Source organism: Hyphomicrobium zavarzinii ATCC 27496 (assembly GCF_000383415.1).
Taxonomy (GTDB): domain Bacteria; phylum Pseudomonadota; class Alphaproteobacteria; order Rhizobiales; family Hyphomicrobiaceae; genus Hyphomicrobium_C; species Hyphomicrobium_C zavarzinii.
Window position 1 is genome coordinate 93,509 of record NZ_KB911263.1, and the last position, 19,606, is coordinate 113,114.

Below are 19,606 nucleotides of genomic sequence, written 5' to 3' on the forward strand. Positions count from 1 at the left end.
TCCGGTATGCAGCCCTTCGCGCTTCTCCTCGACACCCTCACCACGACCCCGTCGCGAAAAGGCAAGCTGTCGCTCCTCGTCGATTACTTTCGCGCGAGCCCCGATCCCGATCGGGGCTTCGCCCTCGCCGCGCTGACCGACGGCCTGTTTCCGCGCCTTCCCCTCCGGCGCAGCCTCGCAGTGCTGCTCGAGACGCGCGTCGATCCGGTGCTCTACGCGCTCTCGCGCGACTATGTGGGCGACACGGCCGAAACGGTCGCGCTCATGTGGCCCGAGCCGAAGCTCCGCGGCGAGCCCCCCCGCTTGAGAGAGGTCGTCGCTGCCTTCGCAAAAGCGCAACCGACCGAGGTGCCCGCCATTCTCGGCGACTTCCTGGATCGCCTCGATGTGCGCGGCCGCTGGGCGCTTCTGAAACTCATCGGCGGCGCACCGCGCGTCGGCGTCTCGGCACGCCTCGCCAAAACGGCACTCGCCGAGATGAGCGGCCACGACGTCTCCGACATTGAGGAGATCTGGCACGCCATTGCGCCGCCCTATACGGATCTGTTCCGCTGGCTCGAAGGCGAAGGGCCCCGGCCTGATGCCGGAGGGAAACCGGTCTTCCGCCCCCTCATGCTTGCCCACGCCATAGAAGAGCAGGATTGGACGACGTTCGAGCCCGGCGAGTTTGCCGCCGAATGGAAGTGGGATGGCATCCGCGTCCAAATCGCGGCGCACGGCGGGCACGCGCGCATTTTCTCGCGCACCGGCGACGACATCTCGCGCTCGTTTCCGGAGATCGTCTCCGCCTTCGAAGGGCTCGACGTGCTACTCGACGGCGAGCTGCTGGTGGCGAGACGCGGTATCGTCGCGCCTTTCAACGATCTGCAGCAGCGCCTCAACCGCAAGGCCGTCACGGGCCGAATGCTGAAGGATCATCCCGCCCACGTGCGCCTCTACGATCTTCTCATCGACGGGAGCGAGGATCTGCGATCCTTGAGCTTCAGAGAGCGCAGAGTGCGTCTCGAGGGTTGGTACGAAAGGAAGCGCCCTCCCCTCTCCGACATCAGCCCGCTCGTGCCCTTCGCCACGCGCGAGGAGCTGGACACATTGTGGGCCGACGCGCGCGACACCGGCATCGAAGGGCTGATGCTCAAGCGCTGGACGAGCCCCTACCTCTCGGGCCGCCCGCGTGGTCACTGGTTCAAATGGAAGCGCGCGGCGCTCACACTCGACTGCGTTCTGATGTATGCCCAGCGCGGGTCCGGCAAGCGCTCGTCCTACTACTCGGACTACACCTTCGGCGTCTGGCGCAGCATCGAGGAGCCGCAATCGGAGACGAGCCCGCGTGGAGACGTGTATCCGGGGCACGAGCTCGTTCCGGTCGGCAAGGCGTACTCGGGCTTCACCGACGCGGAGCTCACCGAGATCGATCGTTTCGTGCGCAACCACACCACCGAGCAGTTCGGCCCTGTTCGCGCCGTGGAGCCGAGGCTCGTGCTCGAGGTCGCCTTCGACGCGATCTTCCGCTCGCCCCGTCACAAATCGGGCCTCGCCATGCGCTTTCCGCGCATTCATCGCATCCGGTGGGACAAGCCTGCCCGTGAAGCCGATACCATCGAAGCCGCCCGCAACCTCATGGAAACACCCCGGACAGATCAAATTTCCGGCGCCAATTGACCGCAGCTCGACGCGCCGGAAGATTTAGGAAAAATTAGCAAATAGCTACTGTTAGATGAACAAACTGAAATTCAAAATTAAATCATCAGACATATGATCCTGCGCATTCGCATGAATATTTCAGCGCAGGACCGCCGCAATGTTGTCGCCGCCTTTCATCCCGAAATCACTGTCCGGCCGCGCAACTGTTGTATGCGGCGCCTGCCTCGTGGCCACGCTCATCGCAGCCACAACCAGCATCCTCGTACGCAACCGGCTGATCGAGAGTCTCGACAACTCCGTGGTCCTGACTACCGCAGTCCGTAACCACACCACGCTCGACATGTACCACGACGGCCTCCGCGCCATCGTGCTGGCCGCCCTCACCTCGGGAGAGCTCGGAACCTCCGAAAAGGAGATCCGGGCGGAGCTGGACGAGATGAGCACCCATTTCGTGGAGCTGGTGAACGCGAACAAGGCGCTGCCTCTTTCCGGCACCATCAAGGCCGAGCTGTCCCGCGTCGATGCCCCGCTCGCCAGGTACCTCGAAGAAGCCAAATCCACCGTGACCGCAGCGTTCGGCGATCGGCCCCGCGCCCTCGCCGCGATGCCCGCCTTCAACGCCCGTTTCGAGGAGCTGGAGCAGTCGCTCGAAGCCGTCGGTGAAAAGATCGAGCAGGATGCCAAGACCTTGGGCGCGGAGGCCGCGGCCTTCGCCGAGATGACATCGTGGATCACCAACACCGCCGTCGTGCTCTCCATCGCCGGCGTCCTGATGACGCTCGTCTTCATGATGCGCGGCATCGTGCGACCGCTCGCCGGCCTTGAGCAGGCGATGGTCCGCATGTCGGATGGGAAGCTCGACACCGTCATTCCGAGCACGGAACGCGCCGACGAGATCGGCAACATGGCACGCACCCTCGGCGTGTTCGCACGCGGCATCGAGGAGAACGAGCGCATGCGCAAGGAGCGGGTGGAGGCAGAGCAGCGCGCCGCGGAAGCCCGCCGGCTCACCATGCAGCGCCTGGCGCAAGAGTTCGAAAGCTCCGTCGGCGCCATCATCGAGAAAGTCAGCATCGCGGCCAATTCCCTCGAAGGCACCGCCAAGACGCTCACCCGCTCGGCGGATGCCACCCGCCAGCTCTCGACCATGGTGGGCACCGCTTCCGAGATCACGTCCGGCAACGTCGGCAGCGTCGCAACGGCCACCGAGCAGCTTTCCACCGCAGTGGGCGAGATCGAGCGACAGATCTCGCAAAGCGCCGCCGCCGCCCATCAGGCCGTCGAGAAGGCCCACTCCACGAACACATGCGTCACGGCGCTCCTGCAATCCGCCCATCGCATCGGCGACGTCGTGGGTCTCATCAGCACCATCGCCTCGCAGACGAACCTGCTCGCGCTGAACGCCACCATCGAGGCGGCACGCGCGGGCGAGGCCGGCAAGGGATTTGCCGTCGTCGCGCAAGAGGTGAAGGCGCTCGCCACCCAGACCGCCAAGGCGACGAACGACATCGCCGTCCAGATCCAGGGCATGCAGGGCGCGACGCAGGAAGCGGTCAACGCCATCGGCGGCGTGGTGGAGACGATCGGCAAGATCTCGGACATCTCGAACGCCATCTCCGCCGCCGTCGCCGAGCAGGCGACCGCGACCCAGGACATCAGCAACAACGTCATGGAAGCGGCCAAGGGCACGTCCGAAGTGACGGCCAACATCGTCGAGGTCAACAGCAGCGCCAGCGAGACCGGAACGGCCTCTGCCGCTGTTCTACACTCCGCGGTGACGCTCTCGAGCGAGAGCAGCGTGCTGAAGGCCGAGGTCGCCCGCTTCCTGAGCACGGTTCGCGCCGCCTAGGGTGGCGCGTGCCGAAACGTGAGAAGCGGCAGAGCGGTGTCGTGCACCGCTCTGCGCGGTCTTAGAACCCGCCGAAGAACGAGCCCAGGAAGTCGTCGTTCGCTGACTTCCCTCCGCTCGCCGCCTGCTTCTGCGGCTTGTCCTCCAGATGCGCCTTGTCCGGCACGACGGGCGCGAGATGATCGCGGCCCTTGGCGATCTGCTGCCACTTGCCGTCGAGTGCCTGCGTCACGCGCTTCTCGTGGCCGTAGATGTCCGAATAGGTCTTGAGCTTGCCGTCCTCGTCCACCCAGGCCGTGAAATAGGCAATGTGCATACGGACACGCTTGTCCATCGCCACCTCGTTGTTCATCGGCCCGTTCCGGGCGAGGTCCTGCACCTTGTCGGCGTCCCAGCCCTTGTCCTCCTTGAGGAGGATCTCGGCGACGGAGAGCGGATTGCGCAGCCGGAGGCAGCCGTGGCTCAACGTGCGCTGTTGCGAATTGAACATCCACTTGTCGGGCGTGTCGTGCATGAAGATCGTGTGCTGGCTCGGGAACGAGAACTTGATGACACCCATCACGCTCTTGCGCCCCGCGGGCTGTACCACCTCATAGTTGCGAATATCGAGCGTGCGCCAATCCATGGTGCGATAATCGAGGCGCCGTCCGTCCTTGGTCTCGACTTCGAGACCGTACTGGCGCATCAGCCCGCCGCCGCGCAGCAGGCTCGGCCACAGCTCGTTGACCTTGATGCTCTCCGGCACGCGCCACATGGGCCGGAACGTCACGCTCTTCAACGGCCGGGTGAAGATTGATGTCTGCTTGCCGATCTCACCGACGACGATCCGCTCCGTGTGCACGACAGCACCGTCCTTGACGACGCTGATCATGTAGGTCGGCACGTTCGCCAGGAGATAGAGATCGCCGAGATCGTCGTGCATCCAGCGCCACATCTCCATGTTGGCGAGGATCTTCTTGGCACCCGCATTCGGCTTGCCCCCGTTCTTGGCGAGCGCCTCGACATACTTCTCGCGCAAGCGCTGGAACTGCGCGTGCTGCGGATGCGTACCGACGAGATAAGCCGCCTTATCGGAAGCCGCCGCGAGCCCGTCGAGCACCTTCGCCGGATCGAGAAGCTGCGGCTTGCGGTCTAGATTCGAGTTGAGCTGCTCGGCAGGACGCATGATCCGCCCGCCGCGCGCATAGCGCGCATACTTGAGAACCGTGAGCGAAAGCTCAGCCTCGGCGGCGGCCTGGGCCTCGGGAGACAGTTCACCGCCCGCGATCTTCGGCGCCGGAAAATCCTCCGGCGCGAGCCCCCATGACCCGGCCGTCGAGAACGCCTCGATGACGCCGTTGGCGTCGCTGTTGAAGCCCTGGGCGTTCACCCACAGCGGCGCAAAGGCGCGCGCGCCGTAGAAGGCGATCAGCGCCGCGCGCTCCTTGTTCTCCTCGTCGGCTCCATCGCCGGGAATGGCGTCGAGCCGTGCCTTGAGCGCAACGGCCGCAGGGGTCGTGGGCTCCGCTGCAGCAGGCTTGGCTTCCGGCGCCGCGGCCGTCTCGGGTTTCGCATCCGCCGCTGCGGCGCCCCCCTCGTCGGTTGCGCCGGCAGCCTCTTGAGAGGCGGCGTCCGCCTCGGGTGACAGCGCCCGCGCGGCTGGCGCGGAAGTGGCCGCTGTGGCAGCAGGCGATGCGGTCTCGGCCAGCGCCGCACTCGAGGCCCCGGCCATCAGGAGCGAGGCAATCGCCAAAAGAATCAAGCGGCCCATCACGCGTCTCCGATGTGTTCCTGCAAAACCTAGATCGTCATCGTCCCCGGCGTCACGGCCGGAGGCTTTTGCCGCCGCCGGTTACCCGCCGGGTGTGCTCACGCCGCCGCAATGCTCAGATCCGGCGAAACCGTGGAGGCGGAGCCCGACCTCTCGATGACGCCAAGCGCATCGAGAATAGGCAACCGCTTCTGGGCGAAATCCTGACCCATGCTGGCGAGCTCGGCGATATTCTCCGCCGCCGACGCGATCGGCTTCCCATCCCGCATCAGCCGCTGGTTCTGCGCTTCCATCAGCGGCCAGATATCGAGCGCCCACTCCTGCGGCGTGGTCCGCCCCCTCCGGATCGCGCGCAGGAAAAGCTGCTGAATGCGCCCGACCGGAACGCCCGCGCCAGTCACCGGGCTCGCCAGGAAGCCGATTTCATTCGAGAATACAGCCTTGTCGACCAAGTGGCGGTTCAGCGCCTGCGTTCGTGCGCGCACGGCTGCCACCTGAACCTCGTCCTGCGCGGCGCTCACGTTGCCGAGCCCGGTGAGCACGAACAGGGCCTGGGCGAGCTGAGCGGGCGTCACCTTCTTCATCAGCGGATGAGCGAGCATCTCCGCAGCGCTCTTCGGCGCATGACCGCGCTCCGCGAGCACGGCCAGCATGGGCCGGTAGACCTCGGCCTGGAGGTGCGCCTCCCCGGCAGGGCCATTCAGCTTGAGCGCGACGTCCCCTTCGCCCACCTGCAGCACGAAGCGATGGCTCTGGAGGATCTCGAGCTGACGCTGTGGCGAAAGCCCGCGCGGACCTTTGACGAACACGTCGCGGCGGAACTGCTGGTTCTCGCAATAGTCGCGCACGGACTCGCGCAGCACCGGATGCGCGATCGACGCAAGAAGCTGTTGCTGCTGGGGCGTGAGATGCAACGTGTCGATGTGAGAAACGAGATTGGACGAGGCCGCGAACGAGAGCTTGGCCTGCGCGAGCAGGTCCGCAGCCTCCGAGAACGGCATCGGATGCCAATCCGCGTTGAAGAACTCGTGCGCGAGATAGTTACGGTTATGCCCCTTGATGCCCTTGAGCCGTTCCGCAACGGCCGGATTGGCGCGGAAATAGAGCGCGTTCGAATCCACGACCTGCTCGGCGAAATCGACGGCCGCGTCGATGCGCGAGCCGAGACCCGTCGCTTCACCCGTCGCCAGATTGAGATGCAGCGACATGAGATGGCGCAACGGCATCGCCGGAGACCAGCCGGGCGTCGTGTTGTAGCTCATGTAAAATAGCCCGCCGACCGCGAGCCGGTTGCGCGCAAGATCGACGATCACCCGCCGGTTCTCGTCCGAGATCCAGCTCCAGATGCCGTGCAGCACGATGATGTCGAACTCCGGCAGATCCGCGCGGTCGCGAAGCTCGGCAAAGGAGAGATCGAATACCTTGAGATCGGCGCCCGAAGCCGCCGCGAGCTCCCGCGCGTTCGCGGCCTGGGTAGGGTTGAAGTCTGTGCCCCAGAACTCGCCCTCGCAGGCGGCCGCGTGGATGTTGAGCGAAAGCCCCTGCCCGAAGCCCAGCTCCAGATAGCGCAGCGGCCGCTTCACGCTGTGCGCCTGCAGCCGCGAAAGCATGGCCAGCTCGAGATTGAGAGGGCTCATCTCACGGTAGTATCCGTGCGTATAGTCCAGCTCGGACACATAGCCGGCGGTCCAGGAAGGTGCGCTCGTTGTCATGAGGGAAGGGCCCAAAAGCCGACGCGGCACGCCGCCTGAGCCGAAAGCGCAGGCGGCGGAACAGTAGGCGATTCGAGCCTGACCGAGAAAAGCGCCACTCCGTCAGGGTCGCCCCTTGCCCACTGCCGTTAACCCAAGACGCCCCGGTTTTACCCACCATACCGCCGCTTCCGCCTTGCAACCGGACGCGGGCTCCTCTAAATGGCCCGTTTTCCCGAAGGGCATCCGCCGCCGGGCCTCGATTCGGAAGTGACGGGCCAATGACCAAACACCGCGCCGATGTGGGGATCATCATGGGCAGCCAGTCCGACTGGCCGACCATGAAGAAGGCCGCCGCCGTCCTGGACGAGCTGGGCGTCGCCTACGAGGCCAAGATCGTCTCTGCCCACCGCACGCCGGATCGCCTGGTCTCCTACGCCAAATCCGCCGCCGAGCGCGGTCTCAAGGTCATCATCGCCGGCGCCGGGGGTGCCGCCCATCTGCCCGGCATGACCGCTTCAATGACCGCCCTTCCCGTCCTCGGCGTTCCGATCCAGAGCAAGGCGCTCTCCGGTCTCGACAGCCTCTACTCGATCGTTCAGATGCCGGGCGGCATTCCTGTCGGCACGCTCGCCATCGGGGAAGCCGGAGCCACCAACGCCGGGCTCCTCGCGGCGCAGATCCTGGCGCTCTCCGACAAGGAGCTCGCCGCTCGCATCGCCGAATACCGCGCACGCCAGACCGCGAGCGTCTCCGAAGACCCCAAAAACGAATGACGAAGACGGAACGCATGACGACGGCCCTCCCTCCCGGATCCACCATCGGCATTCTCGGCGGCGGCCAACTCGGCCGCATGCTGTCCCTCGCCGCCGCACCCCTCGGCCTCAAGTGCCACATCTATTCGGATGTGCCGGGCCCCGCGTTCGACGTCGCCGCGGCTTCGACCGTCGGCGCCTACGAGGACACCGCGAAAATCCGCGCCTTTGCGGAAAGCGTCGATGTCGTCACCTACGAGTTCGAGAACGTGCCGCTCGAAGCAGCAGCCGCCGCCGAGGCGATGACGCCTGTTCGTCCCGGCCCCAAGGCACTGGCCGTTGCCCAGGATCGTCTTGAGGAAAAGACCTTCATCCGCGGCATCGGCATTCCCGTGGCCCCCTTCGCGCCGGTCGACAGCGACGCGTCGCTCGAAGCCGCCATTCACGCCATCGGCGAGACCGGCATCCTGAAAACCTGCCGCCTCGGCTACGACGGCAAGGGCCAGGTCCGCATCAAGAGCGCGTCCGAGCTTAAGCCTGCCTTCGAAAGCCTGAAGCGGGCCCCGTGCGTGCTCGAAGGGCTCGTGCCGTTCGCCTACGAGGTCTCGGTGCTCGTCGTCCGCAGCATCTCGGGCGAGGTGCGCTTCTACGACTTGCCGCTCAACACCCACAAGAACGGCATCCTCGATACCTCGACGGTGCCCTCCCCGATCTCCGAGACCCACGCCGCCCGCGCCAAAGAGATGGCCGCCGCCATCGCGACCGCCCTCGGCTACGTGGGCGTTCTCGGCGTCGAAATGTTTTACCTAGGCCCCGACGCGGCCGAGCCGCTCGTGGTCAACGAGATCGCGCCCCGCGTTCACAATTCCGGGCACTGGACCATGGACGCCTGCCTGGTCAGCCAGTTCGAGAACCACATCCGGGCCGTTGCAGGCTGGCCGCTCGGCCCAACCGGCCGGCATTCGGACGTCACGATGACGAATCTGATCGGCGAGGACGTGGACGCCTGGCAGGCCCTTGCGGCCGAGCCCGGCGCCGCCCTCCACCTCTACGGGAAGCCCGAAGCGCGTCCAGGCCGCAAAATGGGCCATGTTAACCGGGTGAAGCCCCGGTCATAATCAGCGAAAAAGGACGAAAACGTTAAGAAGAGCCCGTGGACAAGCGCTACGGCGTTTGATAGAAGCCAGCCAAACCAATTCCGCTCGAAGCGCCGGGGGCCGCCCGCCGGGGCTTTGAGTTGTGTTATTTTCTGAGAAGATTCAATCACAGAGGTCACCTTTGCAGGTTCTCGTTCGCGACAACAACGTCGATCAGGCCCTTAAGGCGCTCAAGAAGAAGATGCAGCGCGAGGGTATTTTCCGCGAGATGAAGCTCCGGAACTATTTCGAGAAGCCCTCCGAGAAGAAGGCCCGCGAGAAGGCTGAGGCCGTCCGCCGCGCCCGCAAGCTGGCTCGTAAGAAGCTGCAGCGCGAAGGTCTCCTCCCCGGCAAGCCCGCAGCAACGCGCGGCGGCCCTGGCGCCAAGGGCGCTGGCCGTGGTGGCCCCGGCGGCGGTCGTGGCCCCGGTGGCGGCAGCGGCTTTGGCGGCGGCGCTGGTGCTGGCGGCGGCGGCGGTTTCGGCGCTCGCTGATCCGAGCGGCCTCCGAGCCCACTCGATTGGAATTTCGCAACCGCTGGCAGGTCTGCCGGCGGTTGTTTTTTTGGTGGATCGCCGATCCGCGCCGGAGCTTTTGCGGGGTAATCACTCTGGCTCCGTATACGGAGCCAGACTATCGTCAGAACAGTTCTACGCACGAGATGAGGGCGACAGCGCGAGCATCGCTTCTCGTTGAAACGCTATTCCAGCAGGAGTGAGCGCGCACAGATGGCCAAGCTTTATTTCGCTTCCCTCGTGACCCTTTCACTCCTCACCGCGATGGTGGCAGGCGTGGTGATCGCCGCCCTCGTCGCAGCCGGCAGTCTGGACGTGGGCTTTGCCCTTGTCCTGGTTCTCATCATCAACGCCGTCATCTTCTTCATCAGCCCCTGGATCACGGACTGGATGCTGCGGTGGGTGAACAAGGTCGAGTTCATCGACGACGCCACGCTGAAATCGCGCTACCCGCACGTCCACGGCATCATTCATGACGTTGCGCGAGAGTACCGCTTCAAAGCGCCGTCCGTCGGCATCATCCCCGATCGCAACCCCACGGCCTTCACCTACGGCCTGTTCCGGCCCGGCGCGCGCATCGTGCTGACCGATGGCATCTTCGAGTTCCTGAACGAGGAGGAGACGCGCGCCGTCGTCGCCCACGAGCTGGGCCACATCGTCAACCGCGACTTCCTCGTCATGACGGTCGCCGGCACGCTCGTGCAGATGCTCTACGTCATCTACTCGAGCCTCACGCGCCAGACCCGGTCGTCCGGAAGCTCCAAGAGCAAGAACAATCTCGCCATCGTCGGCTTCGCCGCCTACGTGATGTACGTGCTCGGCACCTACATCCTGCTCTACCTCAGCCGCACGCGCGAATACCTCGCCGACAGCTTCGCCGCCGATCGCGTGGAAGCCCGCCACCTCGCCAACGCTCTCGTAAAAATCGCATACGGAATCGCGGAAGCGGCCGACACCGACCAGACCCGCGAGCTTCTCGCTTCCACGCGCCACATGGGCGTCGTGGACTTCAAGGGCGCGAGCCATCTGGGGCTCGTCGTGGAAGCCTCGAAGCTGCACCCCGAGGCCACGGCCAATGCGATGCTGTTCGACATCTACAATCCCTGGGCGAAGCTCATCGAGCTGAGCTCCACGCACCCGCTCACGGGAAAGCGCATCAACGCGCTTGCAGCCATCGCCAAGGCCAAGCAGCAGAGTTTCCAGGAGATCGACATCGAAGGAGCCGCGCGGCGCGCCAATGTCGACAAGCCCGCCTTGTGGCGGAAATTCCTGCGCGAGCTGATGCTGCCGCTGCTTCCCCTCGCGACACTCGTCGTCGGCGTCGGAGCGGGCCTTGCGACCGGCATCCCGATGATCGCCGTGCTGGCGGTTCCCGCCGCCATCCTCGCATGGGCATTGCTCATCCCCATCACCTATCCATTCTCGGCACCGGCGAACCAGACCGTTGTCGAGCTGATGGGGGACGTGGCCGCCTCACCCATCGTGGGCCGCCCGGTGCGTCTCGAAGGAGAGGTCATCGGCCGCGCCAACGCAGGCTCCGTGATCGGAGAGGACACCATATTCGCCGATCGCACGGGCCGCACGAGCGTCGATTTCCGCTCGCTCTGGGGGCCGCTCGGCGATCTGTGGACCGGCTGGAAGCGCGTGAAGCCGCATATCGGGGCCAAGGGCGAAGCAACGGGATGGTTCCGCCGCAGCATGGGCGGTTACGTCATCCTGAGCGAGCTGAACACGACGGCGGGACGGCTCAAGGCATACCCCTACCTCGCGGGGATAATCGTGCCGCTGCTGGTCTACGCAATCCTCGCCGTGATCGGGCTCGTGACGTTCGCCAGCGCCACACCGTGACGGCGGCGGTTCCGGCCTACCCCGATTTACTGCGGCGCAGGGCCTCGTTGCTTCGCAAGGCGTCGATCCAGGCGTGGATGGCCTCGTAGGAGCCGAAGAGGTAGTGGTCCGCGTGACCCGCGCCGCGAAACGTCTTGAGCGTCTTCTCGCCCGGCGCGAGCGCGTAGATCTTGCGGCCCATTTCCACCGGCACGATGTCGTCGGCCTCGCCATGGATGATCAGCAGCGGCGCCGTCACGCTCGCGATGTGCCGGTAGGTCTCGTAGCGGTCCGTCATGAACCAGCGGCCCGGGATGAAAGGATGATGGAGCGCCGCAAGGTCCACCATTGATGTGTAAGGCGCATCGAGCACGATGCCCGCGACGGGCTTCACCGCGGCCACCTGCACCGCCACGCTCGTGCCAAGCGATTCCCCGTAGACGATGATGTCACGCGCCGCGACGCCCTTCGCGACGAGACGGTCATAAGCAAGCATCGCATCCGCCACGTTCGCGGCTTCGGACGGATGCCCCGTGCTGCCGCCGAAACCGCGGTACGTCATCATGAAGATGCCGACGCCACGAGCCGTGTACTTGCGAATCCGTTCGGTGCGCGTCTCGAGTGAGCCAGCGTTGCCGTGGAAATAGAGAAGCGTAGGCTGTCCGGGCTTCGCCGGTCCGTACCACGCGAGCACGCGTGCCCCGTCCGGCGTTTTCAGCACCTCCTCGGATACGCCCTTGAGCCCTGCGCGCTCCGGCGTGAAGTACGTCGTATCCGGAAAGTACATGAGCTTGCGCTGAAGCGTGGGAACGATCGCCGCCAACAAACCCATCGCCATCACCACTCCCGCTGCTGCCCCGAGGATCACCCTCAATCTCAGATCTCCGCAACGCTTACCTTCGACGCGACCATATCACGGCCGGCGCCGCGATCCTTAAGGCTCCATTAACCAAAAGCTGCGCTTCTTGAGGTTGTATGCGTTTGCGGAGTAATTGGTCATGCGTTCCCGTCCCCGCTCAATCGGCGCCAGCGCGCTGGTTCTCTCCGGCCTGTCGGCCACTCTCGCCGGTTGCAGCTCCGGCGGCACCCAGGAATCCTTCACCTCCGCAAGCCTCTCTCAGCGCCCCGAGCAAGGCATGGTGCGCGAGCAGCCGCGCTCCTATCCGGACGGATCGTCGCCCGGCTCCTATTCAAACTACGGCAACGGCAGCGCCTACTCGAACGGCACCTACGGCCGCCCCTACGCCCAAGCTCCGCGCCAATACGTAGATCCCGGCCAGCCCACGCCGCGTCAGGTGGCTGCGGCCCCTTACTACGGCGGCCAGCCCGGTTACGCTTCGTCCCCCGTACAGACGGGAAGCCTTGGTCCTTCCGGCGACCCCGGCCTTCGCTGGCAGCAGACGCCACGCACCCAATGGACGCAACCTCAACCCCAAGCCTCGGCTCCGGTTCCCCCGCAGCAGCCGACGCATAGCCCGAACATCGTCGAGGTGCGGGAGGGCGATACGCTTTACGGTCTCTCGCGCCGCTACAATGTACCGGTCGGAGATCTCGTGGCCGCCAACCGGCTGCCCAGCGAACGCATCGCCATCGGCCAGCGCCTCGTGATCCCCACGCGCTACCGCTGAGGTTGGCGCTACCGGCTATGGGCGTAAATCGCGGGCTCGCTCGCAGGCGTATCGAAACACATCAGGATGTACGCCTGCCGCTCCGGTCCGGCCAGATGGCCGAACTTCGAGCCGTTGCTCTTCGCGAAGAAGGGCGCGAAGTCCTCCACGTCCTTGCGCGTGAAGAGCCCCGCCCAACGCCCATAGTTGGAGGCCCAGCAATCCGCATCGCGCTCGCTCTGCAAAGTCGGCTGGATGACATGCCCCAGCACGTGATGGGCGCATTCGTGCATGAAGAAGAAGATCTGCAATTTGGCAGGCAGCTTCGCCATCCGCTCCGTATCGAGCGAGATGATCGGCATACGCTGGATGATGGAGGCGCGGCCCACGTCGCCCAGTTGCGTCGTCTGCAGCGTGCGGACGAGGGCGCCCCGATAGTCATAGCAGCGCATCGGGTTGCCGCCGATGATGGGCTGAACCTCCAGCCCTTCGGCAACCGCAGGGCGGCCGCCGATGGCCAGCAGTGCAAGAACGAGCGAGAGTGCCGATACCCTCATTCCGCGACCCCTAGGATGCGTACAGTGCTCGACTGTTGAACGAAGGCTAGAGTCTTCCCGATCTCTCCCGCAAGGGGATAAGTTTGACGCACCGGCGGGCACTGTGCGCAGCCGCACCTCAAGCCGCTGGCGGTCAAGGTCAAATCGAAAGAACGCACCAGATCATCAGCCGGCGGAGGCCCGTGCGATGGCGCGTGTGCGATGGCTGTAGGGGTGTGAGGCTCTGAGAATCGCGTCGCCGTTCTCGGCGTGGCGCTTGCTATTTCGAAACCGGCTCGACCGGAAACCCGGCCTCGCGCCATGCGGTGAACCCGCCGCCGAGATGCGCCACGGAATCGAGCCCCATGTCCTGCGCGGCCTTGGTCGCGAGGGCCGAGCGCCATCCGCTCGCGCAGTAGAATACGAAACGGCGCGGCTCCGCGAAGACCGGCTTGTGATACGGGCTCTCGGGATCGATCCAGAATTCCAGCATTCCACGCGGGCAATGGAACGCACCGGGAATACGCCCCTCGCGCTCGAGCTCGCGGCGGTCCCGCAAGTCGACGAGCTGGATCTCGCCCCGATCGGCGAGGTTACGCACCTCGGCGGCACCGAGCGTCGTGATCTCGGCGTTCGCCGCGTCGAGGAGCTGTCGGTAGCCGACCTTCATGCGTAGATCACCAGCGGCGGCCGCACGAGCGCGCGGCCGCGATCATCGGATTAGTGGCCAAGGGCCTTGGCAATCTCTTCCGTCATCTTCTTCGCGTCGCCGAGCACCATCACGGTGTTGTCGCGATAGAATACGGGATTGTCGATGCCGGCATAGCCCGACGCGAGCGAGCGCTTATTGAAGAACACGGTCGCGGCCTTCCACACCTGCAGCACGGGCATGCCGTAGATTGGCGAGGACTTGTCGTCCTCGGCCGCGGGGTTCACGACGTCGTTGGCGCCGATGACGTAGACCGCATCGGCCTGCGAGAACTCGGAATTGATGTCCTCGAGCTCGAACACCTCGTCATAAGGCACGTTCGCTTCCGCGAGCAGCACGTTCATGTGTCCCGGCATACGGCCAGCCACGGGATGGATCGCGTACTTCACCTCGACGCCGGCCTTCTTCAGATTGTCGGCCATTTCGCGCAGCGCGTGCTGAGCTTGGGCGACGGCCATGCCGTAGCCGGGCACGATGATGACCTTGGAGGCGTTCTTGAGGATGTAGGCCGCGTCCTCGGCAGATCCGAGCTTCACCGGCTTCTGCTCGCCGCCGCCGCCGGCCGCCGCCGTCTCGCCGCCGAAACCGCCCGCGATCACCGAGATGAAGCTGCGGTTCATGCCCTTGCACATGATGTAGGAAAGGATGGCACCCGACGAGCCGACCAGCGCGCCCGTGATAATGAGGGCGATGTTGCCGAGCGTGAAGCCGATGCCGGCGGCCGCCCAGCCTGAGTAGGAGTTGAGCATCGACACCACGACCGGCATGTCCGCGCCGCCGATCGGGATGATGATCAGCACGCCGAACACCAGCGCGATGGCAGTGATCGCCCAGAACAGCGTCGCATCGCCACCCGAAATGCAGAACTTGTAGATGAGCACGGCGAGCGCAAGGAACAGGCCGAGGTTCACCACATGGCGCATGGGCAGGATGATCGGCGCGCCCGACATGCGGCCCGAGAGCTTCGCGAACGCGATCACCGAACCCGTGAACGTGATGGCGCCGATAGCGAGGCCGAGTCCCATTTCCACGAGGCTTGCGGGCGCGATGGAGCCTGGATGGCCGATGCCGAAAGCCTCGGGTGCATAGAGCGCCGCCGCCGCGACGAACACCGCCGCGAGACCGACGAGCGAGTGGAACGCGGCCACCAGCTCCGGCATCTGGGTCATCGGGATTTTCTTGGCGATGACGGCACCGATCCCCGCGCCGAGGCCGAGGCCAGCGAAGATCAGCAGCCACGTCAGCACGTTCTGCGGGCTCGACACCGCGAGCGTCGTCAGCACGGCGATCGTCATGCCGATCATGCCGTAGAGATTGCCTTTGCGGCTCGTCTCCGGATGAGAAAGGCCGCGTAGCGCCAGGATGAACAGCACACCGGCGACGAGGTAGAGGAACGCAGCGGCATTGGCGGTCATGACGAATTAGTCCTTCATGGCTTCAACCGAGCCGGTGGGAAACACCACTCCGGCGAACTCGGGATAGACCTTCCTCAGAATTTCGATCTGCTGCACTTCGCTGACCCGGAGCAGATACCAGGCTCCCCCGTCCATCAGCGCCAGCGTGTGGGAGTTCACCGAGATATTGCCGTTTCCGGCATCCATCACGGTGATAGTCGGGATCAACGCAAACGGCGTTCCGTCGGCAAGCTGCTTCTCCTCCAGCTTGGACGTATCCATGCCGAACGAGACGAGCTTCACGGTCTCGAGCGCCTGCTTCGTCATCCCGATAACGAGCGTGCGAAGCTTGTCTCTCTCGAGGCCCGCCTGCTCCGCGATGTGCGAGAGAACGCGGGGCGGAATGGTGTCCACCACCACGCCATAGTCGCTCCCGCGCATGGCAGCATCGAACCGTTGAACCGTCGCCTTCAGCGAGCCGACTTCGTCGCCGCTGAGGCTGCGGGCGGCGGCGATGCCGTACGATCCGGCGAGCAGGAGAAACGCAAGTGTCAACGCTCCCGGACGGCGCAAGAAGCGCCGAGCCGGCACGGCCGGAAGCCGAAGCGTTTCTCCCAGGCGACGGAGCATCAGTGACGTCCACCCTTGCCGCCGGCGCTGTCCTTCTTCTTGTACATCGCGAGCATGCGGCTGGTGACAAGGAAGCCGCCGAAGATGTTGATCGAGGCCATCACCAGGGCGAGGAACCCGAAGATGCGAGCGAGCGTCGTGCCTTCAGCGACGAGCTCGACGCCGACCGCGAGCAGTGCGCCGACCACGATTACGGAGCTGATCGCATTGGTGACGCTCATCAGCGGCGTGTGCAGCGCGGGCGTGACGCTCCACACCACGTAATAGCCGACGAAGATCGCCATCACGAACACCATGAGGCGATAGATCGAGGGATCGACCGCGCCGCCGATGCCGTCACCGGACGCGAAAGCCGCCTGGCCGGAGAGAGCGAGCGCGAGAGCCGCGCCCAATCCCGCGGCGAGCGGAGAAAGGAAAAGCGATGCCTTTTTCATGAGCAGGACCCTCAGGCGGCCGGTTGCGGAGCGAGGCTGGGATGCACGATCTTGCCGTCCTTGGCGACCAGCGTCCCCTTCAGGATCTCGTCGTCCCAGTTGACCTTGAGCACCTTCTCCTTCTTGTCGAAGAAGAGCTCGAGGAACGTATAGAGGTTCTTCGCGTAGAGGTTCGACGCGTTGACCGGCACCGTGCCCGCAAGATTGATGGGTCCGACGATCTTCACGCCCGAGACTTCCACCGTCTGCCCCGGCACCGTCGCCTCGCAGTTGCCGCCGCGCTCGGCGGCGAGATCCACGATCACCGAGCCGGGCTTCATGCTCTCGACCATGGCGCGCGTGATGAGACGCGGCGCCGGACGGCCGGGAATGAGCGCGGTCGTGATGACGATGTCCTGGGTCTTGATGTGGCTGGCCACCAGCTCGGCCTGCTTGGCTTGATACTCCGGCGACATCGGCTTGGCGTAACCGGCAGCCGTCTGCGCCTGCTTGAACTCGTCATCCTCGACCGCGATGAACTTCGCGCCGAGCGACTGCACCTGCTCCTTCGTGGCTGGGCGCACGTCCGTCGCCGACACCACCGCGCCGAGACGTCGCGCCGTCGCGATTGCCTGCAGACCCGCGACGCCGACGCCCATGATGAAGGCCTTGGCCGCCGGAACGGTGCCGGCAGCGGTCATCATCATCGGCAGTGCCTGTCCGAACTGCGAAGCGGCATCCACCACCGCCTTGTAGCCGGCAAGGTTGGCCTGGCTCGACAGCACGTCCATCGACTGGGCACGGCTGATGCGCGGCATGAACTCCATGGAGAAGAGGCTCGCGCCCGTCCCCGCCAGCGGCTCGATACCGGCCTTGTCGTAGGGGTCCAGGATCGCCGCCACGATGGCACCCGGCTTGAGCTGCTTGACCTCGTCCACCGAGGGACGGCGCACCTTGAGCAGGATGTCGGCCCCGGCCAGCGTCTCCGCAGCCGTGCCGGCGATCTCCGCGCCTTGCGCCTTGAGCACCTCGTCGGAGAAACGGGAGCGAAGCCCCGCGCCGCTCTGGACGCGAACCTTTGCGCCAAGCGCCGCGAGCTTTTTCACCGTCTCGGGCGAGACCGCGACGCGCGGCTCATCCGGCCCTTCGGCCGTCACAGCAATCGTAACCATCGGACCATCCGTAGACACGTCGATGAGACCGGCCATGCCGGCCCCGGGGCCATCCCCGGCAAGCACAGCGTGCCAGGCGTCCACAACAGCGAGCCGTGCGAAAAATCGCCAGTCAGCGCGCCATCCGACACCCGGACACGCTCGTGAAGTCTTGGATTAGACGAGGAAGAACGCCATGCCGGCAAGCAGCAGGACAAGGAACACGATCGCGAACTTGGTCCAGCCGATGAAGTTTGCATACGTGCGGTTGTGCTCAGCGTAGTCCATTGCCGGATGACCGCCCGCTGTATTGACCCCCATAAAAACCTCCCGGGATGTGCATTGGTTATATTCGCTTGGTAACCCAAGCCACCCCGCGCATCAAGCCCGCCGCGCGTTCTACGTGCGGAAGATCAAACCCCGGAACTGCCGCGGGAAGGGCCTAAATCTGGGCCAAATCAGGTGTCAGTACCGGCAAGCCCCTCCAAACGTCGACCAAAGACGGAGTGGGCTGCAGGAGCCTCTGATGCCCAAACGTCTGACCGCCGGACCGTTTCTCGACGGAACATACACCCGATTTGGTCGACTCGCTGCCGCCCTGGCCGCGCTCGCGGCACTGGCTCTGCCGGCCTTCGCGCTCGAAGAGCCACCCGGCGAGATGCCCGCGCTCAAGGCCTGCGAAAAGCGTCTCTGCACGATGATTCTCGACAAGAGCGCCAAGGGCGACGACCTCAAGTGTGACGTTCAGAAGACCTGGGCGAAATCCTCCCTAGAGGGCGGCGAAAGCAAGGGTGTGTCCTGGGGATTCGGCGATGCGCGCTGCTCGGTGAACCTGAAGCTCGGCCGCGCCGACATCGTCGCGGCGCTCACCAAGCCGAAGCACACCGTTTTCATCCCCGCCCACGAGGTCAACTGCGTCATCGAGCGTGAAGGCCAGGTCAAGCCGCTGACCGCCAAGGTCGCGCCGAAGCTGGTGTTCAAGGGTGGAAAGGCCGACAAGGTCTGGATCAACCTCGAAAGCATCGACGGCCCGGCCGACGTCAAGTCGACCATCTGGACCGCCGCCAAGCTCGAGGATTCGATCGGCATCTTCCACCGCCCGATGATCAAGTCGATCAACAAGTTCATGCACTCCCAGTGCGCCAAGCGCTATGGGCCCGACGCGAAACCGGAAACGGCGGACAAGAAGGATGGGAAGGACAGCAAGACCAAGGTCGCGGCGCCCGCGGTGAAAACCCCGGCCGCCAAAACGGAGGCTGCGAAGGCCGCCACGAAGGCGGAGAAGCCCGCGCCGGTGAAAGCCGATGCTGCGTCCACGCCCGCTTCCGCCAAGGCCGAAGCCAAAAAGGACGCGCCGAACGAGGCCAGCCCGGCCACCGCGCCGCCGCCGAAGGAGCGGGCCACGGCCTCCGCCCCCTAGCAGGCTCACACGTCCGGCAACGGAAAGAAGACCCCCTCGCTCCAGATCCCGAGGCCGGATCCATCGGGACCTTCGCACGCGAGATCGACGAGATCGTACACCAGCGCCCGCGTCACCAGCGCGTCCAGGCGGCCTCGCACGTGGACATAGGGCTTGAGCCCTCCGTCCCGCCCCTCCGCCACGAACCGGAGCGGATGGTCAGCTCCGCATCTGACGACGTCATCCACATTGGTGCGGAACAGCAGAGACTGCCCGCGCCCCGCCCCGCTGGCCTCCATCTCGACGGCGATGAACGGGACGTCTGCCACCGCCACGTCGACCTTCTCGACCGGGGTCACCAGGAAGTAGCGCCCATCCTCGTCGCGCCGCAGGACGCGTGCAAAGAGCTTCACCAGCGCCGGGCGGGGAATGCGGCTGCCCTGGTAGTGCCAGCTCCCGTCACGGGCGATGGCAAGACCGATGTCGCCGCAATAGGGCGGGTTCCAGCGCTCGACCGGCGCGGCGCCGCTCTGGTCAGCGTTCTTGAGAAGATCCTGGAGCCTGTCCATCGTGTCCGCGTCTCGCGCTCAACTCGTGAAAATCA

At 65.2% G+C, this 19,606-nt stretch carries 19 protein-coding genes; 8 read left to right on the forward strand and 11 right to left on the reverse strand.

All coding sequences use genetic code 11. The features are described from left to right. Positions 1-6 precede the first annotated feature (6 nt). Together F812_RS0120030 and F812_RS24815 are read left to right on the forward strand one after the other, a co-directional pair. Positions 7-1,659 carry a cisplatin damage response ATP-dependent DNA ligase gene (locus F812_RS0120030; protein WP_020087765.1) on the forward strand — a complete coding sequence of 551 codons (1,653 nt, stop codon included), beginning with the start codon at positions 7-9 and terminating at the stop codon, positions 1,657-1,659. A 139-nt stretch (positions 1,660-1,798) separates the two neighbouring features. Continuing rightward, complete coding sequence (locus F812_RS24815; protein ID WP_083929280.1) at positions 1,799-3,490, forward strand: methyl-accepting chemotaxis protein; 1,692 nt, start codon at positions 1,799-1,801, stop codon at positions 3,488-3,490. Between the two features lie 61 nt (positions 3,491-3,551). Here the strand turns inward: F812_RS24815 and F812_RS0120040 are convergent, their stop codons facing one another. Then, a complete protein-coding gene (locus F812_RS0120040) occupies positions 3,552-5,240 on the reverse strand; it encodes a L,D-transpeptidase scaffold domain-containing protein (RefSeq protein WP_020087767.1) in 1,689 nt (562 codons plus the stop codon). A gap of 98 nt (positions 5,241-5,338) precedes the next feature. Continuing rightward, the gene (locus F812_RS0120045) at positions 5,339-6,952 is read right to left on the reverse strand and encodes a class I SAM-dependent methyltransferase (RefSeq protein WP_020087768.1); all 1,614 of its coding nucleotides are present in this window, start codon (positions 6,950-6,952) and stop codon (positions 5,339-5,341) included. A gap of 260 nt (positions 6,953-7,212) precedes the next feature. On the opposite strand from F812_RS0120045, the gene purE reads away from it, so the two are divergent. The 4 genes from purE (at position 7,213) to F812_RS0120065 (ending at position 11,184) form a co-directional block, all read left to right on the forward strand. Then, positions 7,213-7,707 (forward strand): 5-(carboxyamino)imidazole ribonucleotide mutase, encoded by a 495-nt coding sequence (gene purE / locus F812_RS0120050; RefSeq protein ID WP_020087769.1) that lies wholly within the window; start codon positions 7,213-7,215, stop codon positions 7,705-7,707. A 14-nt stretch (positions 7,708-7,721) separates the two neighbouring features. Then, complete coding sequence (locus F812_RS0120055) at positions 7,722-8,804, forward strand: 5-(carboxyamino)imidazole ribonucleotide synthase (RefSeq protein ID WP_026868303.1); 1,083 nt, start codon at positions 7,722-7,724, stop codon at positions 8,802-8,804. 160 nt (positions 8,805-8,964) lie between these two features. Beyond that, on the forward strand, positions 8,965-9,315 hold the full coding sequence (gene rpsU / locus F812_RS0120060; RefSeq protein ID WP_020087771.1) for a 30S ribosomal protein S21: 351 nt from the start codon (positions 8,965-8,967) through the stop codon (positions 9,313-9,315). A 234-nt stretch (positions 9,316-9,549) separates the two neighbouring features. Continuing rightward, on the forward strand, positions 9,550-11,184 hold the full coding sequence (locus tag F812_RS0120065; protein WP_020087772.1) for a zinc metalloprotease HtpX: 1,635 nt from the start codon (positions 9,550-9,552) through the stop codon (positions 11,182-11,184). A 16-nt stretch (positions 11,185-11,200) separates the two neighbouring features. Here F812_RS0120065 and F812_RS0120070 read toward each other — a convergent pair whose 3' ends face one another. Further along, positions 11,201-12,031 (reverse strand): alpha/beta hydrolase, encoded by an 831-nt coding sequence (locus F812_RS0120070; RefSeq protein ID WP_245257728.1) that lies wholly within the window; start codon positions 12,029-12,031, stop codon positions 11,201-11,203. Positions 12,032-12,161: 130 nt separating this feature from the next. Here F812_RS0120070 and F812_RS0120075 point away from each other — a divergent pair, with 130 nt between their 5' ends. After that, on the forward strand, positions 12,162-12,791 hold the full coding sequence (locus F812_RS0120075) for a LysM peptidoglycan-binding domain-containing protein (protein WP_020087774.1): 630 nt from the start codon (positions 12,162-12,164) through the stop codon (positions 12,789-12,791). 8 nt (positions 12,792-12,799) lie between these two features. Here the strand turns inward: F812_RS0120075 and F812_RS0120080 are convergent, their stop codons facing one another. The 7 genes from F812_RS0120080 to F812_RS0120110 all read right to left on the reverse strand — a co-directional run bounded on the left by F812_RS0120080 (position 12,800) and on the right by F812_RS0120110 (position 17,924). Then, positions 12,800-13,327: a hypothetical protein gene (locus tag F812_RS0120080; protein WP_020087775.1), complete on the reverse strand. Its 528-nt coding sequence runs from the start codon at positions 13,325-13,327 to the stop codon at positions 12,800-12,802. 259 nt (positions 13,328-13,586) lie between these two features. After that, positions 13,587-13,976: a rhodanese-like domain-containing protein gene (locus tag F812_RS0120085; protein ID WP_020087776.1), complete on the reverse strand. Its 390-nt coding sequence runs from the start codon at positions 13,974-13,976 to the stop codon at positions 13,587-13,589. Positions 13,977-14,026: 50 nt separating this feature from the next. Continuing rightward, positions 14,027-15,430, reverse strand: coding sequence for an NAD(P)(+) transhydrogenase (Re/Si-specific) subunit beta (locus F812_RS0120090; RefSeq protein ID WP_020087777.1), 1,404 nt, complete (start codon positions 15,428-15,430; stop codon positions 14,027-14,029). A gap of 6 nt (positions 15,431-15,436) precedes the next feature. Next, complete coding sequence (locus F812_RS0120095) at positions 15,437-16,039, reverse strand: hypothetical protein (RefSeq protein ID WP_020087778.1); 603 nt, start codon at positions 16,037-16,039, stop codon at positions 15,437-15,439. Continuing rightward, the gene (locus tag F812_RS0120100) at positions 16,039-16,473 is read right to left on the reverse strand and encodes a proton-translocating transhydrogenase family protein (RefSeq protein ID WP_020087779.1); all 435 of its coding nucleotides are present in this window, start codon (positions 16,471-16,473) and stop codon (positions 16,039-16,041) included. The genes F812_RS0120095 and F812_RS0120100 overlap by 1 nt, the downstream gene beginning before the upstream one ends. Positions 16,474-16,484: 11 nt before the next feature. Continuing rightward, complete coding sequence (locus F812_RS0120105) at positions 16,485-17,624, reverse strand: Re/Si-specific NAD(P)(+) transhydrogenase subunit alpha (protein ID WP_026868305.1); 1,140 nt, start codon at positions 17,622-17,624, stop codon at positions 16,485-16,487. A 156-nt stretch (positions 17,625-17,780) separates the two neighbouring features. Further along, positions 17,781-17,924, reverse strand: coding sequence for an aa3-type cytochrome c oxidase subunit IV (locus tag F812_RS0120110; RefSeq protein ID WP_020087781.1), 144 nt, complete (start codon positions 17,922-17,924; stop codon positions 17,781-17,783). A gap of 205 nt (positions 17,925-18,129) precedes the next feature. Here F812_RS0120110 and F812_RS24820 point away from each other — a divergent pair, with 205 nt between their 5' ends. Further along, complete coding sequence (locus F812_RS24820) at positions 18,130-19,023, forward strand: hypothetical protein (RefSeq protein WP_020087782.1); 894 nt, start codon at positions 18,130-18,132, stop codon at positions 19,021-19,023. A 5-nt stretch (positions 19,024-19,028) separates the two neighbouring features. Here the strand turns inward: F812_RS24820 and F812_RS24825 are convergent, their stop codons facing one another. After that, entirely contained in the window at positions 19,029-19,571 is a 543-nt protein-coding gene (locus F812_RS24825; protein ID WP_020087783.1) for a DUF1285 domain-containing protein, read from the reverse strand. Between the last annotated feature and the right edge of the window lie 35 nt (positions 19,572-19,606).

What these genes read in the sequence shown, in the direction of transcription:
- F812_RS0120080 (WP_020087775.1), bottom strand. Translation starts at nt 13,327, where the DNA reads ATGAGGGTATCGGCACTCTCGCTCGTTCTTGCACTGCTGGCCATCGGC.
- F812_RS0120065 (WP_020087772.1), top strand. Translation starts at nt 9,550, where the DNA reads ATGGCCAAGCTTTATTTCGCTTCCCTCGTGACCCTTTCACTCCTCACC.
- F812_RS0120110 (WP_020087781.1), bottom strand. Translation starts at nt 17,924, where the DNA reads ATGGGGGTCAATACAGCGGGCGGTCATCCGGCAATGGACTACGCTGAG.
- F812_RS0120085 (WP_020087776.1), bottom strand. Translation starts at nt 13,976, where the DNA reads ATGAAGGTCGGCTACCGACAGCTCCTCGACGCGGCGAACGCCGAGATC.
- F812_RS0120105 (WP_026868305.1), bottom strand. Translation starts at nt 17,624, where the DNA reads ATGGTTACGATTGCTGTGACGGCCGAAGGGCCGGATGAGCCGCGCGTC.
- F812_RS0120030 (WP_020087765.1), top strand. Translation starts at nt 7, where the DNA reads ATGCAGCCCTTCGCGCTTCTCCTCGACACCCTCACCACGACCCCGTCG.
- F812_RS0120075 (WP_020087774.1), top strand. Translation starts at nt 12,162, where the DNA reads ATGCGTTCCCGTCCCCGCTCAATCGGCGCCAGCGCGCTGGTTCTCTCC.
- F812_RS0120040 (WP_020087767.1), bottom strand. Translation starts at nt 5,240, where the DNA reads ATGGGCCGCTTGATTCTTTTGGCGATTGCCTCGCTCCTGATGGCCGGG.
- purE (WP_020087769.1), top strand. Translation starts at nt 7,213, where the DNA reads ATGACCAAACACCGCGCCGATGTGGGGATCATCATGGGCAGCCAGTCC.
- F812_RS0120055 (WP_026868303.1), top strand. Translation starts at nt 7,722, where the DNA reads ATGACGACGGCCCTCCCTCCCGGATCCACCATCGGCATTCTCGGCGGC.
- F812_RS0120100 (WP_020087779.1), bottom strand. Translation starts at nt 16,473, where the DNA reads ATGAAAAAGGCATCGCTTTTCCTTTCTCCGCTCGCCGCGGGATTGGGC.
- F812_RS24825 (WP_020087783.1), bottom strand. Translation starts at nt 19,571, where the DNA reads ATGGACAGGCTCCAGGATCTTCTCAAGAACGCTGACCAGAGCGGCGCC.
- F812_RS0120045 (WP_020087768.1), bottom strand. Translation starts at nt 6,952, where the DNA reads ATGACAACGAGCGCACCTTCCTGGACCGCCGGCTATGTGTCCGAGCTG.
- F812_RS0120090 (WP_020087777.1), bottom strand. Translation starts at nt 15,430, where the DNA reads ATGACCGCCAATGCCGCTGCGTTCCTCTACCTCGTCGCCGGTGTGCTG.
- F812_RS0120095 (WP_020087778.1), bottom strand. Translation starts at nt 16,039, where the DNA reads ATGCTCCGTCGCCTGGGAGAAACGCTTCGGCTTCCGGCCGTGCCGGCT.
- F812_RS24820 (WP_020087782.1), top strand. Translation starts at nt 18,130, where the DNA reads ATGCCCAAACGTCTGACCGCCGGACCGTTTCTCGACGGAACATACACC.
- F812_RS24815 (WP_083929280.1), top strand. Translation starts at nt 1,799, where the DNA reads ATGTTGTCGCCGCCTTTCATCCCGAAATCACTGTCCGGCCGCGCAACT.